Genomic DNA, 21,691 nt, shown 5'->3' on the forward strand with positions numbered 1-21,691 from the left:
TTTTTCCCTGGACAAGGCGCTCCGCTTTTCTAGTTACCTACATTTTACACTACTTTATTTTATTATCAAATGGATTTTACCCATTCCTCTACGAATTGAAGCGCTGCATCGAGCTTTTCTGGGTCTTTACCACCAGCTTGAGCCATGTCAGGACGGCCGCCGCCGCCGCCGCCGCAACGAGAAGCAACTTCTTTAATCAGTTTTCCTGCATGGTATCCTTTTTCAATTAGGTCCTTCGTTACTGCAGCAATTAAGTTAACCTTTCCTTCGTGTGCACTTCCCAAAACAATCACGACGGATCCAAGCTTTTGCTTCAAGTCATCAGCCATATTTCTTAGGTTGTTCATATCAGCACCTTGAACATTCGCCGCTAACACCGTTACTCCATCGATTTCTTTTACTTTAGAAACGAGGTTTCCAGCTTCGATATTTCCAAGTTTTGTTGCAAGAGATTCGTTTTCTCTATGAAGTTGTTTAATTTCAAGCATTAAACTATCAATGCGGTTCACGATATCTTTTGGATTGGTTTTTAGTTTCTCAGCAGCATCCTTTAACAAGCCTACCTGCTCATTTAGTGACTTGTATGCAGATTCACCAGTTACTGCTTCAATACGTCTCGTTCCAGCACCAATTCCGCCTTCAGAGATAATTTTAAATAATCCAATCACAGAGGTATTTGGAACATGGCATCCACCGCAAAGTTCAAGGCTGTAATCACCAACTCTTACTACACGGACAATATCACCATATTTTTCACCAAATAGAGCCATAGCTCCCATTGCTTTCGCTTCAGCAATGGGTTTTAAGCTGATGTCGAGTTCGATATTTTTCCAGATCTTTTCGTTAACGATTTTTTCAACTTGTTCCAGTTCTTCTGGTTTAATTTGGCCAAAATGCGAAAAGTCAAATCGGAGACGATCAGGTTCGACAAGGGAACCTGCTTGATTAACGTGCTCGCCAAGTACGTCTTTTAAGGCTTGGTGTAACAAATGTGTAGCTGTATGGTTTTTAATAATCTTGACACGATTTTCCGCATCCACCACCGCAGTCACTTTGTCGTTCGTCTTAATTGTTCCAGCTTTAACAATAACTTGATGAAGGTTTTGACCATTAGGTGCTTTCTGAACATCCTTAACTGCTACGGTGCTTCCTTCACCTTCTATCACGCCACGGTCGGCAATTTGTCCGCCGCTCTCGGCATAGAATGGTGTCACATCAAGAATTAATTGTACTTCCTCACCACTAGAAGCCGTTTCAACTAGTTCACCATTTTTAATAATTGCAACCACGGATGAATTCGTTTGGAGTTCATTGTAACCAACAAATTTACTTTCAACCTTAACATCTCGAAGGACCCCGCCTTGTACCTGCATTGAATCGACATCTTGTCTAGCTGCACGGGCACGTTCACGCTGCTGCTCCATTTCTACCTCAAAGCCAGCATGATCAACCTTCATCCCTTCCTCTTCAGCATATTCTTCAGTTAATTCGACAGGGAATCCATATGTGTCGTAAAGTCGGAAAATATCAGCACCTGTGATTGTGTCACTGCCTTTTTCTTTTTCCTTCTTAATCACATTTGCTAAAATCGCTAAGCCTTCATGGAGAGTCTCATGGAAGCGTTCTTCCTCACTCTTGATGACTTTTTGTATGAAATCTGTTTTGTCCTTTACTTCTGGATAGAAATCATCCATGATTTCGCCAACAACTGGAACGAGTTCATGCATGAATGGACGATTAATATTAATTTGTTTTGCATATCGAACAGCTCTGCGAAGCAGACGGCGAAGCACATATCCGCGACCTTCGTTAGAAGGTAGAGCCCCATCGCCGACAGCAAAAGCAACTGTCCGAATATGGTCAGCTATTACTTTGAATGCAACATCGATTTCTTTGTTTTGGCCGTATTTCTCACCAGAAATCTCTTCTGTAGCTCGAATAATCGGAATAAATAAATCTGTATCAAAATTGGTAGGGACATTTTGAACAACAGAAGCCATACGTTCTAATCCCATCCCTGTATCAATATTTTTCTTTGGCAGCGGAGTATACGTGCCATCTGGATTATGGTTGAATTGAGAAAATACCAAGTTCCAGACTTCAAGATAGCGGTCATTTTCACCGCCGGGATAAAGCTCAGGGTCTGTTGGATCGTTTCCATATTCGGGCCCGCGGTCATAAAAAATTTCTGTATTTGGACCACTTGGACCTTCCCCTATATCCCAGAAATTCCCCTCAAGTCGGATAATTCGTTCTTCTGGGATACCAATCGTGTTATGCCAAATATCAAATGCTTCGTTGTCCTCAGGATGGATTGTAACCGAAAGTAATTCTTGATCCCAGCCAATCCATTTTTCTGACGTTAAAAACTCCCATGCCCATTCAATCGCTTCCACCTTGAAATACTCACCAATGGAAAAGTTACCGAGCATCTCAAAGAAGGTATGGTGACGTGCTGTCTTCCCTACATTCTCAATGTCGTTGGTTCTAATTGATTTCTGAGCATTTGTAATTCTCGGATTCTCTGGAACAACCCGGCCATCAAAATATTTCTTTAAAGTTGCGACACCGCTGTTAATCCATAATAATGATGGATCATCATGGGGCACAAGAGATGCACTTGGTTCAATCGTGTGTCCTTTTTCTTTGCTAAAAAACTCTAAAAACATAGAACGAATTTGTGAGCCTGTTAAATTTTTCATTATGTAGACCTCCTTTATTTTTTGAAAAGCGGAAGCGCCCGTTAGCAGCGTATGGACTAGACTGCTCCGACTAAGATACAGGAAACACGGAGAGCGATAGCGATCCGATGTTGACTTATCATAGGGGGGAGATGGCTTGCTCACTGGCCGCGGGCGTTGGAGCCAGACTATAAAAAAGCATACAAAAAAGCCCTCATCCCCAAAAACAGGGACGAGAGCTCATCTCGCGGTACCACCCTGATTACGGATACACACTTCCGTATCCATCTCTCAAAATCCCTTAACGCGGGAAACGGCAGTGGTTAGCTGCACTCCAGATTAGCTTTCTGTCGTCCTTCATCTAGAGCTTCTTTCAGCCAAGGAAGCTCCTCTCTTCTACGCAAATGCGTTATAGATGGTCTACAACATACTCTATCCTTCAACATTTTCATACAAGTATTCTATATCACGAATTATAGCCACCGGAAAAAAGTTTGTCAATCAATCTTCCGCTAATGTGTGAGGTTCTTTTGCTTTTCTCCTGATAAAATGATTTTTTGCGTGGATAATCGCTACTTTTATCACAACTAGGACTGGTACTGCCAAGATTAGTCCCAGGATTCCCCCAACCTCTCCCCCAGCTGTTAACGCCAACATAATAATTAAAGGGTGCATATGAAGACTTTTCCCAACAATCATAGGAGATAAGATGTTTCCTTCAAGAAATTGAAGCCCAAAAACAATGACTAGTGTAATCAATACTAATTTTACCGATGATGTGGCAGCAATGATGACGGCTGGGACGGCCCCAATTATCGGTCCAAAATAGGGAATGACATTGGTGACACCAACAATTAGGCCTAATATTAACGGGTATTTTAAATGAAACAACCAAAACAAAAGGGCAGAGACACCGCCAATGATGAAACAAACCAAAAGCTGTCCCCTGATATAACTGCCAAGCGATTCATCGACATCTTTAAGGAAGAGTGTCCCTTTTTTCCGCCACTGCTTAGGTGTTATATACCAGAGTGTCCGTTTGATTAATGGAAAATCCTTTAACATATAAAAGGCAATGAATGGAATAATCATCATGATAAGTGCCGAATTGAGGAACCTAATTAATATATTGACGATAACTGTCAAGAGGGAGTCCAACTTCTTTTCAAATGCATCAATACCTTCATCAATTCTCGATTGCAAACCGTCTGGCCATTTTTTGGTGTTTGATTCAAGTGTTGCAATCCAACCCCTATATTGCTCCGCTAAAACGGGTGCACTGTCGGAGAGGTCTTTTAATTGGTCAATCATCGCCGGTACACCTTTATAGACGCCTAGGCCAATTCCTCCAAAAAATAGAATATAAATGAGAAAAATTGCAAGCCCTCGATGCAGCCCCTTTTGATGCAATTTCTCCACAATCGGATGAAGCAAATAGGTAATAAATCCTCCAATCGCAAAGGGGAGAATGATAATGACCAACACCCTAAGGATTGGCAGCCATACAAAACGAATTTTGAGAAAAACATAAATGGCAATTAATAAAAGGAGTACAAAACCGATACGGTAATACCATTTCATTCGAATTTCCACGCCTCCGAGCCTCCTTCAGGTTAGTTTTAGAGACCCTTGGTGGAATTATGCATTCAAAAAATCCCCCTCAGGTTCGAGGGGGATTTCATTCTAGAATAAAGCCCGTTTTACTTTCTTTGTCATTCTCTTCATATTGCGGGCTGACATCATATTATTTCTTGTGGCCACATTATACGCAGCCATCCCAGCACCAAAAGCAATCATAGTCGTCATCATTTTATTCATACGTTTCACCTCTTTAATAGACGTTAAATAAGTTTCAAACTAACTTTGATAACTTTATCGCTTAGCGCTTCCGCTTTTCTCTCTTAAAGGGTGTAACGACGTTCTTCTTCTTCAAACAAATCATCCAAGGAACTTAGTGACCCGTCTTCTTCGACTTGATGAGTACTGATAAGGCCTTTGTTTACTGAAAGTTCGATAAAGCAATTCCAGCAGTAATACTGGTTGATACCAATTTTACCGATATCCTTGCTTTGACAATTGGGACACTTAAACATGAAAAGACACCTCACGTATTATTTACATCTACGATAATGGCATCCTTTCCGATTGCTAAGGGCTTCCCGGATTGAATGACTTGTTTGCCTTCCGTAAGATCCGAAAAGAAGCCATCCGTGATTTCGTACCCTATGATTGTGCCCAATTCTTCCTGAAAATATACATCTTTTAATAAACCCAGGGATTCTCCACTTTTCGAAAGCATCATCATCCCGTCAATTGAATGTTGATGGGTAAATGTATATTCTGGATCTTTCAGCTTTTCTAAAGAGCTGGTATCCTTAATCATTACCCCATCTGCACCGAAGGAAGCCACTTGTTGGATATCCAAAAATAAGGATTGTTTGAAAAAAACGCCTTTTTTTACCAATAAGCCATTCACCTTGCCTGTGCTAGAAATACATAAATCACTAACTTCACCCATTTTTTGACCGCTTTTTGTATCAAAAACAGGCTGGCCTTTCAATAAGGAAAATGTCCGCAAAGAGTGTCCCACCTCCTGTGAACATTTCTAGTGTTAGTCAATCTCCATGAAATCATAAGGTGTAACGTTTTCCATGCCAACCATTGGATTGGCCCGCATGATTTCTTCTTCGTAGGAGACTGAAATTTGTTTATCACCATCAGTATTCTCTGCTTTAGGTGTGGTTTGTTCATGCCTTCCGCTCACATCTGGTTTTACTGCAATAGACTCTTGTAATTTTTGACATAAGGTTGTTTGACGGGAAAGTTCATCCGCTCTTTCGATACCCATTTTAAGAGCATCTACCTCACCGCAAAGGATCAGGGATTGTTTACTTCTTGTAATCGCGGTATAAATCAAATTCCGGCGTAACATTCGATAATAGCTTCTTGTCACGGGCAGGATGACAATGGGAAATTCACTCCCCTGCGATTTATGGACGGAACAACAATAGGCGTGAGTGATTTGATTTAAGTCCTGTCGCGTATATTCGACTTCATTGCCTTCAAAGGAAATATAAATCATATCCTGTTTTTCAGTGTTTTCTTTCGCATAGATAATCGAAATAATTTCGCCAATATCCCCGTTAAAAACATTGCTCTCTGGTTGATTCACCAATTGGAGAACCTTATCGCCAATTCGATATTTGACCTCACCAAATGCAATTTCCTTTCTCTTACCATCCGGGTTTGGATTAAAAATTTCCTGCAATAACACATTTAAACGATCAATTCCAGCAGGCCCCCTGTACATGGGTGCTAATACTTGAATATCCTTTGCCGAATAGCCTTTATTTTTGGCATTAAGGGCAACTTTCTCTACTACCTGTGTAACCTGTGCAGTGGAGCATTTAATAAACGAACGGTCTGCTTGCTTCACGGTGATATCCGCAGGCAAATAACCTTTTTTAATCTCGTGCGCTAGTTCAATAATCGAAGAGCCTTCTGCTTGACGGTAGATATCCGTTAAGCGTACGGTTGGGATTCGTCCAGATGTCAGCAAATCTTTTAAGACCTGGCCCGGTCCTACCGATGGTAATTGATCTTCATCACCTACCATGATCACCTGAATATTTTCTGGCAGCGCCTTAAACAATTGATTAGCGAGCCAAATATCAAGCATGGAGGTTTCATCTACGATGATAATTTTCCCTTCCAACGGGCTCGTATCATCGCGGTCAAACCCTTCTGTGCCATTAAATCCCAAAAGACGGTGGATCGTCACCGCTGGCAGTCCAGTGGATTCACTCATCCTTTTGGCAGCTCTTCCTGTCGGGGCAGCCAAAAGGAAAGGGAAAGGCTCACCTTTTTTCTGGTAATCCTTCGGCTCTAAGGAACATCCATGCAATTCTGCATAAAGTTCAACAATTCCTTTGATAACAGTTGTTTTTCCTGTTCCAGGTCCACCAGTTAACATCAACATCGGTGACATTAACGCTGTTTGGATAGCCTCTCGCTGTGTTGGAGCATACTGTACTCCCAGCCGTTCCTCTAAACTCCCTAATGCGAGGAGAAATTCAGATTCTGGAAATTGATCCTTATATTCCGTTTGTGCAAGGATCCGGTGGATATTCGTTACAAGCCCCTTTTCAGCAAAATATAAGGTGGGCAAATACACGCGTTTCTCTTCACCAATTAATTTACCCTCTTCTTGCAGCTTGATGACTTCATTAGAAATATCTATGTATTCGATTTGATCTCGCTTGTTCTCTTCTAAAAGTGCTTTTACTTGTTCTAATAAGTCCTCAGCCTTTATAAATACATGACCCGTCTGCATGCTTTCATTTTCAAGGATGTAGAGACAGGCGGCTTTAATTCGGTCGGGATGGTTTCCTGAAATCCCAAGTTGGTATCCCAACTCATCAGCCCGGCCAAAGCCGATGCCTTCGATATCTTCCACAAGCTTATAGGGATTCTTTTGCATAATTTCAAGCGTTTCATCTTTATATGCTTGATAAATTCGCATTGAAATCTGAGGTCCAAACCCATATTGATTTAAGGCAACCATGACTTGCTCAAGTCCTTGATGTTCCATCAATGTATCGTAAAGCATTTTTGCTTTTTCAGGAGGGAGCTTTGGAATGGAGTCAAGTAAACTCGGTTGATTGAGAATTTTGGAGATGGCATTTTCTCCTAAGGTTTCAACGATGTTTTCAGCAGTCTTTTTCCCAATCCCTTTAAACATTTCCCCCGATAAATAGTTGATTACCCCTTGTTTTGATTGGGGCATGTCCTTGCGGAAATGATTGGTATGAAATTGAAGACCAAACTTGGGATGATCCTTGAATTCCCCAAAAAAGATATAGGTTTCTTGTTCATGAATTTTGGGAAAATATCCGGTGACCACTGCTTCTTTGTCCTCATAGGAATGATTGGTTTCATCGACTCTTATCCGTAAAACGGTGTAAAGGTTTTGTTCATTGTGAAAAATGGTGACTATCGGTCTACCCTTAACAAATTTCCCTTGCTCGGCAAATAAATCCAACGTGTCTTGCTTTTCCATTTGGCACCCTCCCTTCTTGAAAAATAAGGATGATTATTGATTGTTTTCTAATAATTTTTTCGCATGACCTGCAAGCAGGTGATCCGGTTGAATGGCGAGAGCTTTATGGAACATTTCTAATGCTTTGGCCGGTTCGTCTTGAAATGCATAAGTAACACCTAAATTATAATAGGCGTCGGAATGATTAGGATCGAGCTCTATACACTTTTCAAATTGAATGAGCGCTTCAGGAATAAATTCTAACTGGGCAAGACATAATCCGTACTGAAAACGGGCCTCTGCATCGTTTTCATTTAGTTCCACACTTCTTTGTAAATAAGGAAGCGCAAATTTCCCTTGCTCCAACTGAACAAGCGTCAGCCCCAACATAAAGTAATTATCACTGGACTGAAGCCCCTTTTTCATGGCTGTTTCGAACATATTTTTAGCTTCGGGGAAAAGGTCCTTGCTAAATAACAAAGTTCCTATACTATAATAAGCTGCAGCAGCATTCTCATCTATTTTAATTGCCTTTTGATAAAAATTAAGCGCCTTTTCGTCGTCGCCCACCGCGGAAAGAACATTTCCGAAATTAATATAGGCAACAGGGTCGTTTGGGTTTTCTTGAATGGCTTCATTAAAGGCCTTTGCCGCCTCTTCCAAGTTGCCTTCCTGCATGTATTGTACACCTAATTGGTTTTTATCCATTATTACCACTCCAATCTAAGAGAAAGTATATCATATTTCATCAAAAAATAATTTCAAGTGCAGTAAGTGGTTTGAGCAATTTTCTGTTAGGTTGAAGTGAACAGGGGATTCCGCCGATTTTGGGAGGAATTCCGCCGATTGCAAAGGGAATTCCGCCAAATTGGATATTGATTCCGCCATCCTTTGAAGGAATTCCGCCGTCTATGTTATTTATTCCGCCAAACAGATTTTCTCACAAAAAAACCTGACTCCATGAGAGGAATCAGGTTACTATTATCCAACATATGTTAAACGTTCACCATTTTTAAAGACTTTATCAATAGTCCCACCGCCTAGACATTCGTCACCATTGTAAAAAACAACAGCTTGTCCTGGCGTGATGGCACGAATCGGTTCATCGAAAATAACCTCAACCTGGGCATCCTCCAACAGACGCACGGTTACGTTATTATCTTCCTGACGATAGCGGAATTTTGCGGTGCATTTAAATTCGGCTGGTTGCTCACGGTTCGACACCCAGCTGACTCCGACAGCGGTAATGGAGTCTGAATAGAGTTTTTCATTATGAAAACCTTGGCCTACATACAGGATATTTCTTTCTAAATCCTTACCGATGGCAAACCATGGTTCACCGGACCCGCCAATCCCTAGTCCATGCCGTTGCCCAATCGTATGATACATTAAGCCCTCGTGTTTCCCTTTGACTTCACCATCGAAGGTCTCCATGTTCCCTGGCTGAGCCGGCAAATATTGTCCTAAGAACTCTTTAAAATTCCGTTCTCCTATAAAACAAATCCCAGTGCTATCTTTTTTAGTAGCAGTAGCAAGGTTTGCTTCTTTAGCAATCTCCCGAACTCTTGGTTTTTCAAGATTACCAATCGGGAACATTACCTTACTTAATTGATCTTGGGTCAGTTGGTTCAAGAAATACGTTTGATCCTTATTTTCATCTAGACCGCGGAGCATTTTATATTCTCCATCACGAAATTCTACTTGTGCATAGTGACCGGTAGCTAAATAGTCCGCCCCTAAATTCATTGCATGCTCGAGGAAAGCTTTAAATTTAATTTCCTTATTGCACATTACATCCGGATTAGGGGTCCGTCCTGCTTTATATTCATCAAGGAAATAGGTAAATACCTTATCCCAATATTGTTTTTCAAAATTAACTGCATAATATGGAATGCCGATTTGGTTACAAACACGAATGACATCCTCATAATCTTCTGTTGCTGTACAAAAACCGGTGTCATCCGTGTCATCCCAGTTTTTCATAAATATGCCGATAACATCATATCCTTGCTGCTTCAACAAAAGTGCTGCCACAGAAGAATCTACACCACCCGACATTCCTACAACCACTCTTATATTTTTCGGATCTTTTTTCTCCATGATTTTCACCTCTCTTTTGCCCAAGGGTCTGTTAAACTTGCCTGTTGATTTCCGCTCCAAGCGCGTGAGGTTCGCGGGCGGTCCTGGGAGCCTCCTCGTCGCTGTGCTCCTGCGCGGTCTCGCCTGCCCCGTCCTCCAGCAGGAGTTTTCGCGCCTGGAACGTAGATCAACTGGGTGCCAAAATCAACTATAGGCTTTAACATAGCCTTGCCAAAAATAACATTCGATTTATTTTTTCAAACGTGAAACAATTCTTGCCGTTTCTTCAGCTGCCTTTACTACGTTGTCAGTAGTGGTATTATAGCCAAAGCTAAAACGGATGGAATTGGTTAAACGCTCTGATTGTTTTCCAAACATGGCAACAAGCACGTGGGATGGTTCAATGGAGCCCGCTGTACAGGCTGAACCGCTTGATACAGCAATTCCTGCTAAATCGAGATTGACTAGCATTGCTTCCACACTTGTCCCAGGAAAGCTTAAGTTTAATACATGCGGCAAGGATTTTTCAAGTAATCCGTTTATGTCAAATTCTACATCTAGTTCACGTAGCCGTTCGATCAACGTTCGCTTCAATCCCATAAATTGCTCACACTTGGCTTCCCGATGTTCATTTGAAATTAACACAGCTTCATGAAACCCAACAATGGCAGCAATATTTTCTGTCCCTGCACGTCTTTTTCTTTCTTGCTCACCACCGAAGGATCGTGGTGAGAGTTTTACAGTCGATCTTGAATATAGGAAGCCTGTTCCTTTTGGTCCATTGATTTTATGAGCAGACACTGATAACAAATCAATAAAACTTTGATCGACATCAATTTTTTCAACTCCATAGGCCTGGACCGCATCGGTATGGAAGATAGCTTGATGATCCTTTAATAACTGTCCAATTTCGTTAATAGGTTGAAGCGTCCCTACCTCGTTATTTCCATACATAATGGAAACTAAAATGGTATCTTCCCTTAAGGCTGAACGTAATTCATCCAAAGAAATTTGCCCTTTTTCATCAACATGTAAATAGGTGACTTCATAACCCATTTTTTCTAATCTTTGACAAGCGTGAAGAACTGCATGATGTTCCACTTTAGAGGTGATGATATGTTTGCCATTATGCTGATAGGTTTCAGCCACTCCAAATAACGCCATATTATCTGCTTCTGTTCCACCACTTGTAAAAATAATCTCGTTTTCCTTTGCGCCAATGCTGCCCGCTAAAACGGAGCGTGCTTGATCAATTAAATGACGGGCTTCCCTTCCATATGAATGGATACTGGAAGGATTTCCGAAAGTTGATTGCATTACCTCGATCATTTTATCAATAACCTTTGGATGCATAGGCGATGTTGCAGCATGGTCGAGATAGATTCGTTCCACAATTACACCTTCTATCAAAATAATTCTCAATGTTACTTTTTTACCCTAAATATAAAACATATATCCTTCTGGCTCTTCATCATTACTATGATTCGCTAAATCTTCTAGCGTAGTGTTTTCTAAAACGTCCTTAATCGCATCACGAATGCGAATCCACAATTCCCGCTTGGCAGGTTCTTCATCTTCAATCCCTTCAACCGGTGTAATCGGTCCTTCGAGAACACGAATTACATCTCCAGCTGTTATTTTTGATGGAGCATCAGTTAAGATATAGCCGCCGTATGCTCCACGAATGCTTTTTACTAACCCTGCATTACGCAATGGCGCAATTAATTGTTCTAAATAATGTTCAGATAGATCATTCGCTTGTGCAATCGTTTTTAATGAAGTTGGACCCTCACCGTGTTTTTTGGCAAGTTCAATCATAATCGTTAAGCCATAGCGCCCTTTTGTTGAAATTTTCATATCGCACCTCTATTTCATATAATATCTATTTATTAAGAAAATGACGTTCTTAGCTGTACCTACAATGGAACCACAATTAAGTTTATAAAACTATCCTAACATAATAAAGGCAGTGTGAGCAGAGCTAGGCTTCACCAATTTTAAGTGAAATGACTATTTTCACTCAAACTGGATTTACCGATTCGTCTTGCGACGCTCCGCCCCTTTTCTACAAAATCCATAGTAATTTGATAGGCATTAAGATTATATCATATTCTTCTTTAATATGCTTTTTCAACAGAAAATGATAAAGTAAGGCTATATTAAGTCAGATTGTGATTAAATTTTGGAGAGATGTAATATGCAGCAGCAAAAGCCTTTAGCATTCCGAATGCGGCCTAGAACGATCGAAGAAGTTGTCGGGCAGCAGCATTTGGTTGGCGATGGAAAAATAATTTCAAGAATGGTAAAAGCGAAACAGCTGACCTCGATGATATTATATGGACCGCCTGGCATTGGCAAAACGTCCATTGCCAGTGCGATTGCAGGCAGCACTAAATATGCCTTTCGAACTCTTAATGCTGTTACAAATAATAAAAAAGATATGGAAATTGTTGCAGCAGAAGCAAAAATGTCGGGAAAAGTGATTTTGCTTCTCGATGAAGTCCATCGTTTAGATAAAGGGAAGCAGGATTTTTTATTACCATATCTAGAAAACGGAATGATTGTATTAATTGGCGCTACCACTAGTAATCCATATCATGCCATTAATCCTGCTATCCGGAGCCGCTGTCAGATTTTTGAGTTAAAGCCGTTAACTCCTGATGAAGTGATACAAGCATTAAATCGGGCCCTATTGGATGAGGAGCGGGGATTAGGGAAAATCAAAGTGGAGATTGCAGAGGAAGCATTACTACATTTTGCCCAAGGATCAAATGGAGATGTAAGGAGTTCTTTAAACGCATTAGAATTAGCCGTATTATCCACGGATAAAGGTGAAAATGGCATCATACATATCAATGTGGAAACAGCTGAAGAATGTTTGCAAAAAAAGAGCCTCGTTGCTGATAAAGACGGGGATGGGCATTATGATGTCCTATCTGCTTTTCAAAAGTCGATTCGCGGAAGCGACGTCAATGCCGCTCTACATTATTTAGGGCGATTAATCGAGGCTGGGGACCTGCCAAGTATCAGTCGAAGATTAATTGTGATCGCCTATGAAGATGTCGGGTTAGCTAATCCACAAGCTGGAGCCCGCACATTAGCAGCGATTGAAACAGCAGAAAGAATTGGCTTTCCCGAGGCAAGAATACCCCTAGCAAACGCTGTGATAGAATTATGCCTGTCACCAAAATCTAACTCGGCAGTCCTAGCTATACAGTCTGCACTCGAAGATATCCAAAAAGGCATCGTCGGCGAAGTACCTGACCATCTCAAGGATGCTCATTACAAAGGGGCAAAAGAACTTGGCAGAGGAATCGGCTACAAATATCCTCATGACTACGAAAATGGCTGGGTCCCACAACAATACTTGCCCGACAAACTAAAACACAAACAATACTACCAACCCAAAAAAACAGGAAAATTCGAACAAGCTCTCGCCATCGTCTACGAAAAGTTAACAAGAAAAAAATAGGTGTCAGGCACCATGTGAAAAATTCACATGGTGCCTGACACCCTTTTCTTTTTTATGAGGCTACATCTCGTTTTTTGAAAACAACGAATGCCGATATTTGGAAAACAGCAAAATAGATGAGCAGCATGATGACTGAGAAGGACATTGACATTCCTTGAACCATTGGTGCTCCTTCTACATACTGCATTAGGTTTGTGTTGGCAAATAAGATGTATTTAGCCCAGCTAAATTTCAGGGACAACAATACAGTAAATTGGGCACCAGTAAACAATAAAAACAAGGATAAGCCGATTGCTAAGGAACTGTTCCTGAATACGGATGAAATCATGAAAGCCATTGTCGCTAACATTATCGTGTCAATCGAACTTAATCCATAATAGACCAGCAAATGGACAATAATCGGTTGTTCGGTTACCTGGCCATTAGCATAATTCAAATATGGAACCGGATGGTCTGGCAATCCAAAAAGAATGGCACCAATCAGGGTTGAGAAAACAAAGAGAATTGCCAGCATCAACACAGCAAACAATAGGACAGTCAAATATTTCGAGGTCAAAATTTTGCTCCGGTTTATCGGTCGAATTAATAACAATTTGATTGTTCCCCAGTTGAATTCACTTGCAACAATTCCAGCTGAAATGATAATGGTAAAAAGGCCTGCAAGGATAATAAGTTGAGATGTATCTTTTACAAACGTCCAGACATTATATTTTTCATTGAAGGGAATATGATGCTTGATACGGTAGTCATTAATGGCGATTTCTTCCTTGAAATATTGCTTCTCGAGCTTTGAATTGCTTTGCTTCATCTGCTTTTTCAACGCTTCATTTTCCTGTTGTAATGTTTGTTCCCAGTTTTTATCTAGGCTGAAATCCTTTTCCTGGTATTTGTGAAAAATCCCAAAGATGGATGTGATGACAATAAGAATCGCAATCATTACATAGGTGCCAGGGCGTTTAAAAATTTTCATCCACTCATTTTTAATTAAATTAACCACGATTAGGCACCCCCTTATCAGCTGTCAATTCAAGGAAGCGATCCTCTAACGTCTTCGCAACTTCTCTAATCATAAAAACTTGAATATCCTCACTAACAAACGTTTTAATTAACAACGGAATTTGTTCTTTTGGCATTTCAACTGTTATCCCATTCCTTGACCGATTTGCCCGGACATTAGGATAGTGAACTTCAATCAAATTCAAGGCTTTATCTGCCGGGACTACTTCTAGTTCATAGGTCATTCCAGCAGCTCCGTGAACAAGCTCTTGGACAAGCTGGACATCAATCAAACGGCCATTTTGAATAATGCCAATTCGGTCACACATCATTTCCATTTCTGAAAGCAGATGGCTTGAAACAATAACGGCCAAATTTTTTTCACGGGCTAGGAGGCGGACATAGTCACGGATTTCTCGAATGCCTGCCGGATCTAATCCATTTGTAGGTTCATCGAGAATTAAAACTTGAGGGTCATGCAATAGACATTGAGCCAATCCTAATCTTTGTCTCATTCCCAAGGAATAGGTTTTTACTTTATCGTGAATTCTGTCAGATAGACCTACAAGTTCCACAATCTCGGCTATCTTCTCTTTTGAGATACCATTTGCCATCCTTGCATAGTGAATTAAATTTTGATACCCTGTCAAAAATTTATACATTTCTGGGTTCTCTACAATTGCACCGATATGACGAACTGCGTCTTCGAAACTAGTTTTTATACTAGAACCGCCAACCTCAATATCCCCTGAAGTGATGGCCATTAACCCTACAATCATTCGAATCGTCGTTGTTTTACCAGCTCCATTTGGGCCTAAAAAGCCAAAGACCTCTCCTTTGTTAACTTGAAAGCTTATGTTATCTATGATAGTGCGGCCTTTAATTACCTTCGTTACATTTTTCAATTCAACAATAGTTTCCAAACTCTCTCTCCTCTCTATGTATCGTTATCTAGTTTATCTTATTGCAGAAAAATTTTCCTCCTTATAACTTCCTAAATAATTGATTAACTGGTTAATTTAGACTCTCAATAATGATGGTTTCGGCAAATTTCAACAAAATATTCATACACTTCTCGCGGAACGTTACCTATTTTTTTGTAAGATATGATTAGAGTTCTAATTAATGAAAGGAAGTGGACCATGCTATTAAAATCTCGATCTGAGTCTGTTGAATTAAAAATTATGAGATCATTAAGCATACAAAGCAATTTATCTCCAAAAGAAAGGAAGTACTATTTTAAGCTTGAAAAAGGCTACCAGGGTGAATTAATGTTTGATCTGTTAACCGAAAAACTCCAAAGTGATATGTTAGTAATAAACGATTTGTGCCTAGAAATGAACGACACAATGTTCCAAATTGATACCGTAATAATTGCTCAAGATACAATTTATCCTTTTGAAGTAAAAAACTATACCGGGAATTATTTTTATGACTCTGAAGGTTTTCATAAAATTTCTGGGCCCGATATAACTAATCCATTAGACCAGATAAAACGCTGTAAACTATTACTCCGCCAGTTACTTCATAATCTTGGATATAAAATATCCATTGAACCGTTCGTCATCTTTATTAACCCCGAGTTTACATTATATCAAGCGCCACTTAACCAGCCGATTATTTATCCAACTCAGATTAATGGTTTTATGAAAGAATTTGATATGACACCATCAAAGCTAAATGACAGGCACAAAAAGTTAGCTGACCGATTAATATCTCTGCATTCAAATGAATCACCCTATTCCAGCCGATTACCTACTTATGAATATCGAAAACTGACGAAGGGGATCGTTCATACAAAATGCGACTCATTTATGGTTTCTGGTGGAGAAAAGGTTGTTGTATGTGAAAAATGTGGAGATGTGGAAGATATCGAATCAGCAGTGCTGCGCTGCGTGGAAGAACTAAAATTTCTTTTTCCTGATCTAAAAATTACTACTGGTTTGGTTTATGAATGGTGTAAGGTGATTAAGTCAAAGAAGATGATTAGGAGGATATTAATGAATAATTATAAAGCAATAGGTTATGGTCGATGGTTCTATTATGAATGAATTGTGAATGGTGTTTGTTAGAGTCATTAATCTTCTGTTTTGGTCACTTAGTATTTTCTAAGTGATCATTTTATATTTCTCTTATACCATTCAGACAATTAGAACCTCACTACGTTACCCTCTTATCCTTTTTTCACAGCTTCGGGCACGTAACACCACCCTACGTTACCCTCTCACCCTTTTTTTACTGGTTCTGGCACGTAACTCCATCCTACGTTACCCTCTCACCCTTTTTTTACTGGTTCGGGCACGTACGACCTTCCTATGTTACCCTCTCACCCTTTTTTCACTGGTTCGGGCACGTACGATCTTCCTATGTTACCCTCCCATCTTCCTTTACAGTAGTTCGGGCACGTAACAACACCCTACGTTACCCTCTCACCCTTTTTTTCACAGTTTCGGGCTCTTACGACCTTGTAGTAAAAGAAAAACCCCAAACCAAAAGGTTCAGGGCCCGATAAACACTTATTTTTCATCCGATACACGTTGAATTTTGATGCTGCTTAATAACTGCCGCACCACATAGCTTGCCATGATTAGACCGGCAGCTGATGGAACAAAGGCATTAGATGCTGGCGGCATTTGGGCTTTGCGGATGGGTGCATTTTCATTTCCTACTTCTTTTTTAATATCTTCGCGAATCACAATTGGGCTTTCATCGGAAAAAACAACCGGAATACCTTTGTGGATTCTTTCTTTACGCAGTTTCGTACGGATGACTTTCGCAATCGGATCCGTATGGGTCTTTGAAATATCGGCAATTTTAAAACGGGTCGGGTCCATTTTATTGGCTGCCCCCATACTTGAGATAATCGGGATATTTCTTTTTAGGCATTCCTTCATTAAATGAATTTTATAAACGATTGTATCAGAAGCATCGACGACGAAATCTAATTTGTGACTAAAAATTTGTTCATATGTCTCTTCGGTATAAAACATTTTTAAAGAAATGACTTCACAATCTGGATTAATATCTCTAATCCGCTCCTCCATAATTTCTACTTTCGGTCTTCCAACTGTGGAGAGAAGGGCAATCAGTTGGCGGTTGATATTGGTAATATCGACATCGTCTTTATCTATTAAAATTAACCGGCCTACTCCAGAACGGGCTAACGCTTCAGCAGCAAAAGAACCTACTCCACCGATTCCTAAAACAGCGACCGTACTATTTTTCATAATATCAAGGCCCTCTTTACCGATGGCAAGTTCGTTACGTGAAAATTGATGCAGCATTATGTTCACTCCAATTTATTAAATTCATTACGTTTCTTTTTCCCGATTAAAAATATATCATACACTCCATCAAAAACAAGTATCTTGATAGGAATTATAGTATTCAAAGCGAAATAAAACCTCCTGTTACAGCCAGGAGGTTGATGGTAAGCAGATAGAAAAAGAGTCCCAATGATGCCGTCACTTTCAATTCCCTAGTTTTGATCCCGCATTTAGCAGGTGGGTGTCCTGTTCCCGAAATTGTAAGTCCCCTAACCCGCAGTAGGGTGAGGCATTTACGCATTCAGGAAACTCTAGACTCCCGAAGAAATAATGTTCGGTCAAAACTTCAGGCAACGCAACGTACATTTCAGGACTCTTTTTGTTGCTCTTATAATAGCATATTAGAAATCGGGATTCAAGGAATCACGAAAGCGATTTCCTGCTATTTTTTTACATTAAGTGACAAATTTAATTCCTTTAATTGAGCCTCGGAAACTTCACCTGGAGCATCTGTTAACAAGCAGCTAGCACTTGCAGTTTTCGGGAATGCAATAGTATCTCTTAAGTTGGTGCTGCCAGCAAGAAGCATAACCATTCGGTCTAATCCTAGTGCAATACCGCCATGTGGAGGTGTACCGTATTCAAATGCATTCAATAAGAAACCGAATTGCTCATTTGCCTGTTCAGGTGTAAAGCCAAGAATGTTAAACATCTTTTCTTGGATCGGCCGTTCAAAAATACGGAGTGAGCCGCCACCTAACTCATATCCATTTAAGACAATGTCATAAGCTTGCGCACGTACTTTGGAAGGATCAGAATCTAAATATTCAAGGTCTTCCCTAAACGGCATCGTAAATGGATGGTGGGCAGCGTAATAACGGCCTTCTTCTTCATCATACTCAAGTAACGGCCAGTCAGTTACCCATAAGAAATTGAACAAACTAGGATCAATTAAATTTAAATCTTTCGCAAGCTTTTGTCGAAGGGCGCCTAAAGCATCGGCAACAACCTTTTTCTTATCGGCAACAAATAGAAGTAAGTCTCCTTCAGCCGCTTCAAGTGTCGCTCTAAGGGCTTGTGCGTCCTCTTCAGAGAAGAATTTAGCGATTGGACCCTTTAGCCCTTCAGCGTCTACTTTAAGCCAAGCAAGCCCCTTCGCGCCGTATACAGCCACGAACTCGGTTAAGGCATCAATGTCTTTGCGTGAGTAGTTGTCGGCTGCACCTTTCACATTGATTGCTTTTACTTGACCGCCATTTGCCACTGCTGAAGCAAACACTTTAAAGCCAGAATCCTTGACGATTTCGGAAAGGTCAACAAGCTCTAATCCAAAACGAGTGTCAGGTTTATCAGAACCATAGCGGCTCATGGCTTCGTCATAGGTCATTCGCGGAAAAGCGTCAGGCAGGTCAACACCCTTCACTTCTTTCATTAACTTTGTCATCATTTTTTCCATCATGCCCATGATATCTTCTTGGCTTAAAAAGCTTGTTTCGATATCGATTTGGGTAAATTCTGGCTGACGGTCTGCACGTAAATCCTCATCGCGGAAGCAGCGTGCAATTTGATAATAGCGTTCAATTCCGCCCACCATAAGCAACTGTTTAAACAACTGTGGTGATTGCGGTAAGGCATAGAATTCACCAGGATGAACACGGCTTGGAACCAAATAATCACGTGCTCCCTCAGGAGTGCTTTTCGTCAAAATTGGTGTCTCAATATCTAAGAAGCCTTCACCATCAAGAAAATCTCTGATTTGCTTTGTCACTTGATGACGCATCTTTAAGGTTTCAAAAATAACGGGACGACGGAAATCTAGGTAGCGGTATTTTAAACGGACATCTTCTGACGCATCTGTTTTATCAGAGATCATAAACGGCGGTGTTTTTGCCTCATTTATAATTGTTACTTTTTCCGCCTGTACCTCAATTTTCCCAGTTTTTAAATTTTCATTGACGGTCGCCACATCGCGCGCTACAACAGTACCAACAATATCTAAAACAAACTCATTACGGATTTTTTCAGCAATTTGCAATGCTTCTTTCGATAAATCAGGATTAAAAACTACTTGTACAACCCCTGAACGGTCGCGAAGATCAATAAAAATTAATCCCCCAAGGTCGCGTCTTTTTTGGACCCAGCCTTTCAATGTTACCTTTTCACCGACAGCTGATTCAGGAACTTCCCCACAAAAATATGATCTGCCAAACATAATTATCCTCCTCTTATTCCTGCAACTCTTTAAATTGTGTAATAAAAGCTGCTAAATCAATTTCTACTTGCTCACCTGTAGCCATATTTTTTACATTGATTTTATTGTTTTTAAGTTCCTCATCACCTAAAACAGCTACAAACTTAGCTTTTAGACGATCAGCTGCTTTAAATTGAGCTTTAATTTTTCGATCCAAATAATCTCTTTCTGCTGAAAAACCTGCTCGTCGTAGCTGCTGTAACAATCCAACGGTATAATCTTTTGCTTCTTCCCCGAGTGCAGCAAGGTAACAATCAATGCCTTCGTTGACCGCAAGCTCAATCCCTTCTGCTTGAAGAGCCGCAATGAAGCGTTCAATACTTAACGCAAAGCCGATACCTGGTGTCTCAGGTCCGCCAATTTCTTCTGCTAAACCATTATAACGACCGCCACCGCATAATGTGGTGATGGCCCCAAATCCCTCGGCATTACTCATAATTTCAAATGCCGTGTGATTGTAATAATCGAGCCCGCGGACTAAGTTGGCATCGACCTCAAAAGGAATATCCAATTGGGTTAAATATTTCTGTAATTTTTCAAAATAATCTTTTGAAAAATCATTTAGGAATTCAAGAATCGATGGTGCTGTTCTCATCAATTCATGCTCGCGGTCCTGCTTACAATCCAAGATTCGGAGCGGATTTTTTTCAAGGCGATTTTGACAGTCATGACAAAATTCACCGATTCTTGGTTTGAAGTGATTGACAAGCGCTTCACGGTGGGCATTCCTACTTTCTTTATCTCCAAGGCTATTAATAATCAGTTTCAGCTTTTTTAAGCCCATTTCTTTATACAAGTTCATTGCGAGCGAAATGACTTCTGCATCAATGGCAGGATCATTACTGCCTAATGCTTCAATGCCAAATTGGACAAATTGACGAAAGCGGCCTGCTTGCGGACGTTCATATCTGAACATGGGTCCCATATAATACAGCTTCACTGGTTGATTGGCGAGCCCAAACATTTTCTTCTCCACATAAGAACGAACTACCGCTGCGGTACCTTCTGGTCTTAGTGTGAGACTACGTTTGCCCCGGTCTTCAAATGTGTACATTTCCTTCTGAACAATATCAGTACTATCGCCAACGCCTCTTGAAAAAAGATCGGTATGTTCGAATATTGGCGTGCGAATCTCTTTATATTGATATTTCTCACATAGTTCACGAGCTTTTGCTTCAATCAGTTGCCACTTTTCTACCTCACCAGGCAGAATGTCTTGCGTTCCTCGTGGAATGCTAATGGACATAGTGGAAAACCTCCTTATTTTTTCTTATGTAAATAGACAGGACACTCCCGCATTTTCTTTAAAAAACAAAAAACTCCCATCCCTTGTATGAAATACAAGGGACGAGAGTTTGATTTATCCCGCGGTGCCACCCTAGTTGAAGGCATAAAACAATATGCACTTCCTCTTTAACAGTTAACGCCTGCTACGTTCATCTCCTACTAGAGGGAAACCTTTTTCAGAGAGAAGCCTACGGAGTGTTCCTTCATTAAGTTTCATGTAGAAATGCTTTCAGCCCGGGACATTTCCTCTCTTTTCATGAATTTGCTTAATTACTATGCTCCATCATTGGTATATCACAATATGTCATTTTATTTAATTAATATTACGGAGCATTGCTGGTATTGTCAATAGCCATTTATGATCTTTCTAGATGTTTTTTTAACTTTCTGACATCACCAATCGTTATTCCAAATTCTGATGCAAGTTCAAACGAGTTTGTATGCTGTTCCTTTTGAATAAAATCATGAAAATCAACACCGAAAAGTCGTCCATCCATTGATTGGATGTTCATTCCTTTTTCACTTGCTCTCATTCCTAATCACCTCAGCCTTTTCTTCGATATTGATAGTATCTCCACCATTAGTGAAAAACTTGCATATGGATAAGTATTTCTCACCAAA

At 40.4% G+C, this 21,691-nt stretch carries 19 protein-coding genes, 1 other RNA gene and 1 other annotated feature; of the genes, 2 read left to right on the plus strand and 18 right to left on the minus strand.

Features of this window, described 5'->3' with window-relative positions:
* Nucleotides 1-65: 65 nt before the first annotated feature.
* From alaS to cymR, 11 genes are all read right to left on the minus strand, one after another.
* Entirely contained in the window at nucleotides 66-2,702 is a 2,637-nt protein-coding gene (gene alaS, locus KW850_RS11720; protein WP_218347759.1) for an alanine--tRNA ligase, read from the minus strand.
* Between the two features lie 480 nt (nucleotides 2,703-3,182).
* Nucleotides 3,183-4,274: an AI-2E family transporter gene (locus KW850_RS11725; RefSeq protein WP_218347760.1), complete on the minus strand. Its 1,092-nt coding sequence runs from the start codon at nucleotides 4,272-4,274 to the stop codon at nucleotides 3,183-3,185.
* A gap of 90 nt (nucleotides 4,275-4,364) precedes the next feature.
* Entirely contained in the window at nucleotides 4,365-4,499 is a 135-nt protein-coding gene (locus tag KW850_RS11730) for a YrzQ family protein (protein WP_218347761.1), read from the minus strand.
* Nucleotides 4,500-4,582: 83 nt separating this feature from the next.
* A complete protein-coding gene (locus KW850_RS11735) occupies nucleotides 4,583-4,774 on the minus strand; it encodes a hypothetical protein (RefSeq protein WP_218347762.1) in 192 nt (63 codons plus the stop codon).
* A gap of 11 nt (nucleotides 4,775-4,785) precedes the next feature.
* The gene (locus KW850_RS11740; RefSeq protein WP_218347763.1) at nucleotides 4,786-5,259 is read right to left on the minus strand and encodes a PRC-barrel domain-containing protein; all 474 of its coding nucleotides are present in this window, start codon (nucleotides 5,257-5,259) and stop codon (nucleotides 4,786-4,788) included.
* Nucleotides 5,260-5,292: 33 nt separating this feature from the next.
* Nucleotides 5,293-7,740 (minus strand): SF1B family DNA helicase RecD2, encoded by a 2,448-nt coding sequence (gene recD2, locus KW850_RS11745; RefSeq protein ID WP_218347764.1) that lies wholly within the window; start codon nucleotides 7,738-7,740, stop codon nucleotides 5,293-5,295.
* Between the two features lie 33 nt (nucleotides 7,741-7,773).
* On the minus strand, nucleotides 7,774-8,427 hold the full coding sequence (locus tag KW850_RS11750) for a tetratricopeptide repeat protein (RefSeq protein ID WP_218347765.1): 654 nt from the start codon (nucleotides 8,425-8,427) through the stop codon (nucleotides 7,774-7,776).
* Nucleotides 8,428-8,700: 273 nt separating this feature from the next.
* Nucleotides 8,701-9,819, minus strand: a complete 1,119-nt coding sequence (gene mnmA / locus KW850_RS11755) for a tRNA 2-thiouridine(34) synthase MnmA (protein WP_218347766.1) — start codon at nucleotides 9,817-9,819, stop codon at nucleotides 8,701-8,703.
* 5 nt (nucleotides 9,820-9,824) lie between these two features.
* Entirely contained in the window at nucleotides 9,825-10,022 is a 198-nt protein-coding gene (locus tag KW850_RS11760) for a hypothetical protein (RefSeq protein ID WP_218347767.1), read from the minus strand.
* Between the two features lie 25 nt (nucleotides 10,023-10,047).
* Nucleotides 10,048-11,190, minus strand: coding sequence for a cysteine desulfurase family protein (locus KW850_RS11765; RefSeq protein WP_218347768.1), 1,143 nt, complete (start codon nucleotides 11,188-11,190; stop codon nucleotides 10,048-10,050).
* Between the two features lie 45 nt (nucleotides 11,191-11,235).
* Entirely contained in the window at nucleotides 11,236-11,655 is a 420-nt protein-coding gene (cymR, locus tag KW850_RS11770) for a cysteine metabolism transcriptional regulator CymR (RefSeq protein WP_218347769.1), read from the minus strand.
* Between the two features lie 340 nt (nucleotides 11,656-11,995).
* Here cymR and KW850_RS11775 point away from each other — a divergent pair, with 340 nt between their 5' ends.
* Nucleotides 11,996-13,270 carry a replication-associated recombination protein A gene (locus tag KW850_RS11775; protein WP_218347770.1) on the plus strand — a complete coding sequence of 425 codons (1,275 nt, stop codon included), beginning with the start codon at nucleotides 11,996-11,998 and terminating at the stop codon, nucleotides 13,268-13,270.
* A gap of 52 nt (nucleotides 13,271-13,322) precedes the next feature.
* Here KW850_RS11775 and KW850_RS11780 read toward each other — a convergent pair whose 3' ends face one another.
* Nucleotides 13,323-14,267, minus strand: a complete 945-nt coding sequence (locus KW850_RS11780) for an ABC transporter permease (RefSeq protein WP_218347771.1) — start codon at nucleotides 14,265-14,267, stop codon at nucleotides 13,323-13,325.
* On the minus strand, nucleotides 14,260-15,189 hold the full coding sequence (locus KW850_RS11785) for an ABC transporter ATP-binding protein (protein ID WP_218347772.1): 930 nt from the start codon (nucleotides 15,187-15,189) through the stop codon (nucleotides 14,260-14,262). Before KW850_RS11785 ends, KW850_RS11780 begins: the two co-directional genes overlap by 8 nt.
* 219 nt (nucleotides 15,190-15,408) lie before the next feature.
* Between KW850_RS11785 and KW850_RS11790 the strand changes: the two genes are divergently transcribed.
* Entirely contained in the window at nucleotides 15,409-16,317 is a 909-nt protein-coding gene (locus tag KW850_RS11790) for a nuclease-related domain-containing protein (protein WP_218347773.1), read from the plus strand.
* A 465-nt stretch (nucleotides 16,318-16,782) separates the two neighbouring features.
* On the opposite strand, the gene KW850_RS11795 is transcribed toward KW850_RS11790, so the two are convergent.
* From KW850_RS11795 to KW850_RS11815, 5 genes are all read right to left on the minus strand, one after another.
* Nucleotides 16,783-17,550 (minus strand): tRNA threonylcarbamoyladenosine dehydratase, encoded by a 768-nt coding sequence (locus tag KW850_RS11795; protein WP_218347774.1) that lies wholly within the window; start codon nucleotides 17,548-17,550, stop codon nucleotides 16,783-16,785.
* A 161-nt stretch (nucleotides 17,551-17,711) separates the two neighbouring features.
* A non-coding RNA gene (ssrS, locus tag KW850_RS11800) (6S RNA) lies at nucleotides 17,712-17,909 on the minus strand.
* A 65-nt stretch (nucleotides 17,910-17,974) separates the two neighbouring features.
* The gene (gene aspS / locus KW850_RS11805) at nucleotides 17,975-19,744 is read right to left on the minus strand and encodes an aspartate--tRNA ligase (protein WP_218347775.1); all 1,770 of its coding nucleotides are present in this window, start codon (nucleotides 19,742-19,744) and stop codon (nucleotides 17,975-17,977) included.
* 13 nt (nucleotides 19,745-19,757) lie between these two features.
* On the minus strand, nucleotides 19,758-21,029 hold the full coding sequence (hisS, locus tag KW850_RS11810) for a histidine--tRNA ligase (RefSeq protein ID WP_218347776.1): 1,272 nt from the start codon (nucleotides 21,027-21,029) through the stop codon (nucleotides 19,758-19,760).
* 94 nt (nucleotides 21,030-21,123) lie between these two features.
* Nucleotides 21,124-21,366 (minus strand) — a binding site (T-box leader).
* Between the two features lie 60 nt (nucleotides 21,367-21,426).
* Nucleotides 21,427-21,603 (minus strand): hypothetical protein, encoded by a 177-nt coding sequence (locus KW850_RS11815; protein WP_218347777.1) that lies wholly within the window; start codon nucleotides 21,601-21,603, stop codon nucleotides 21,427-21,429.
* Between the last annotated feature and the right edge of the window lie 88 nt (nucleotides 21,604-21,691).

The organism is Bacillus sp. sid0103 (genome assembly GCF_019219025.1).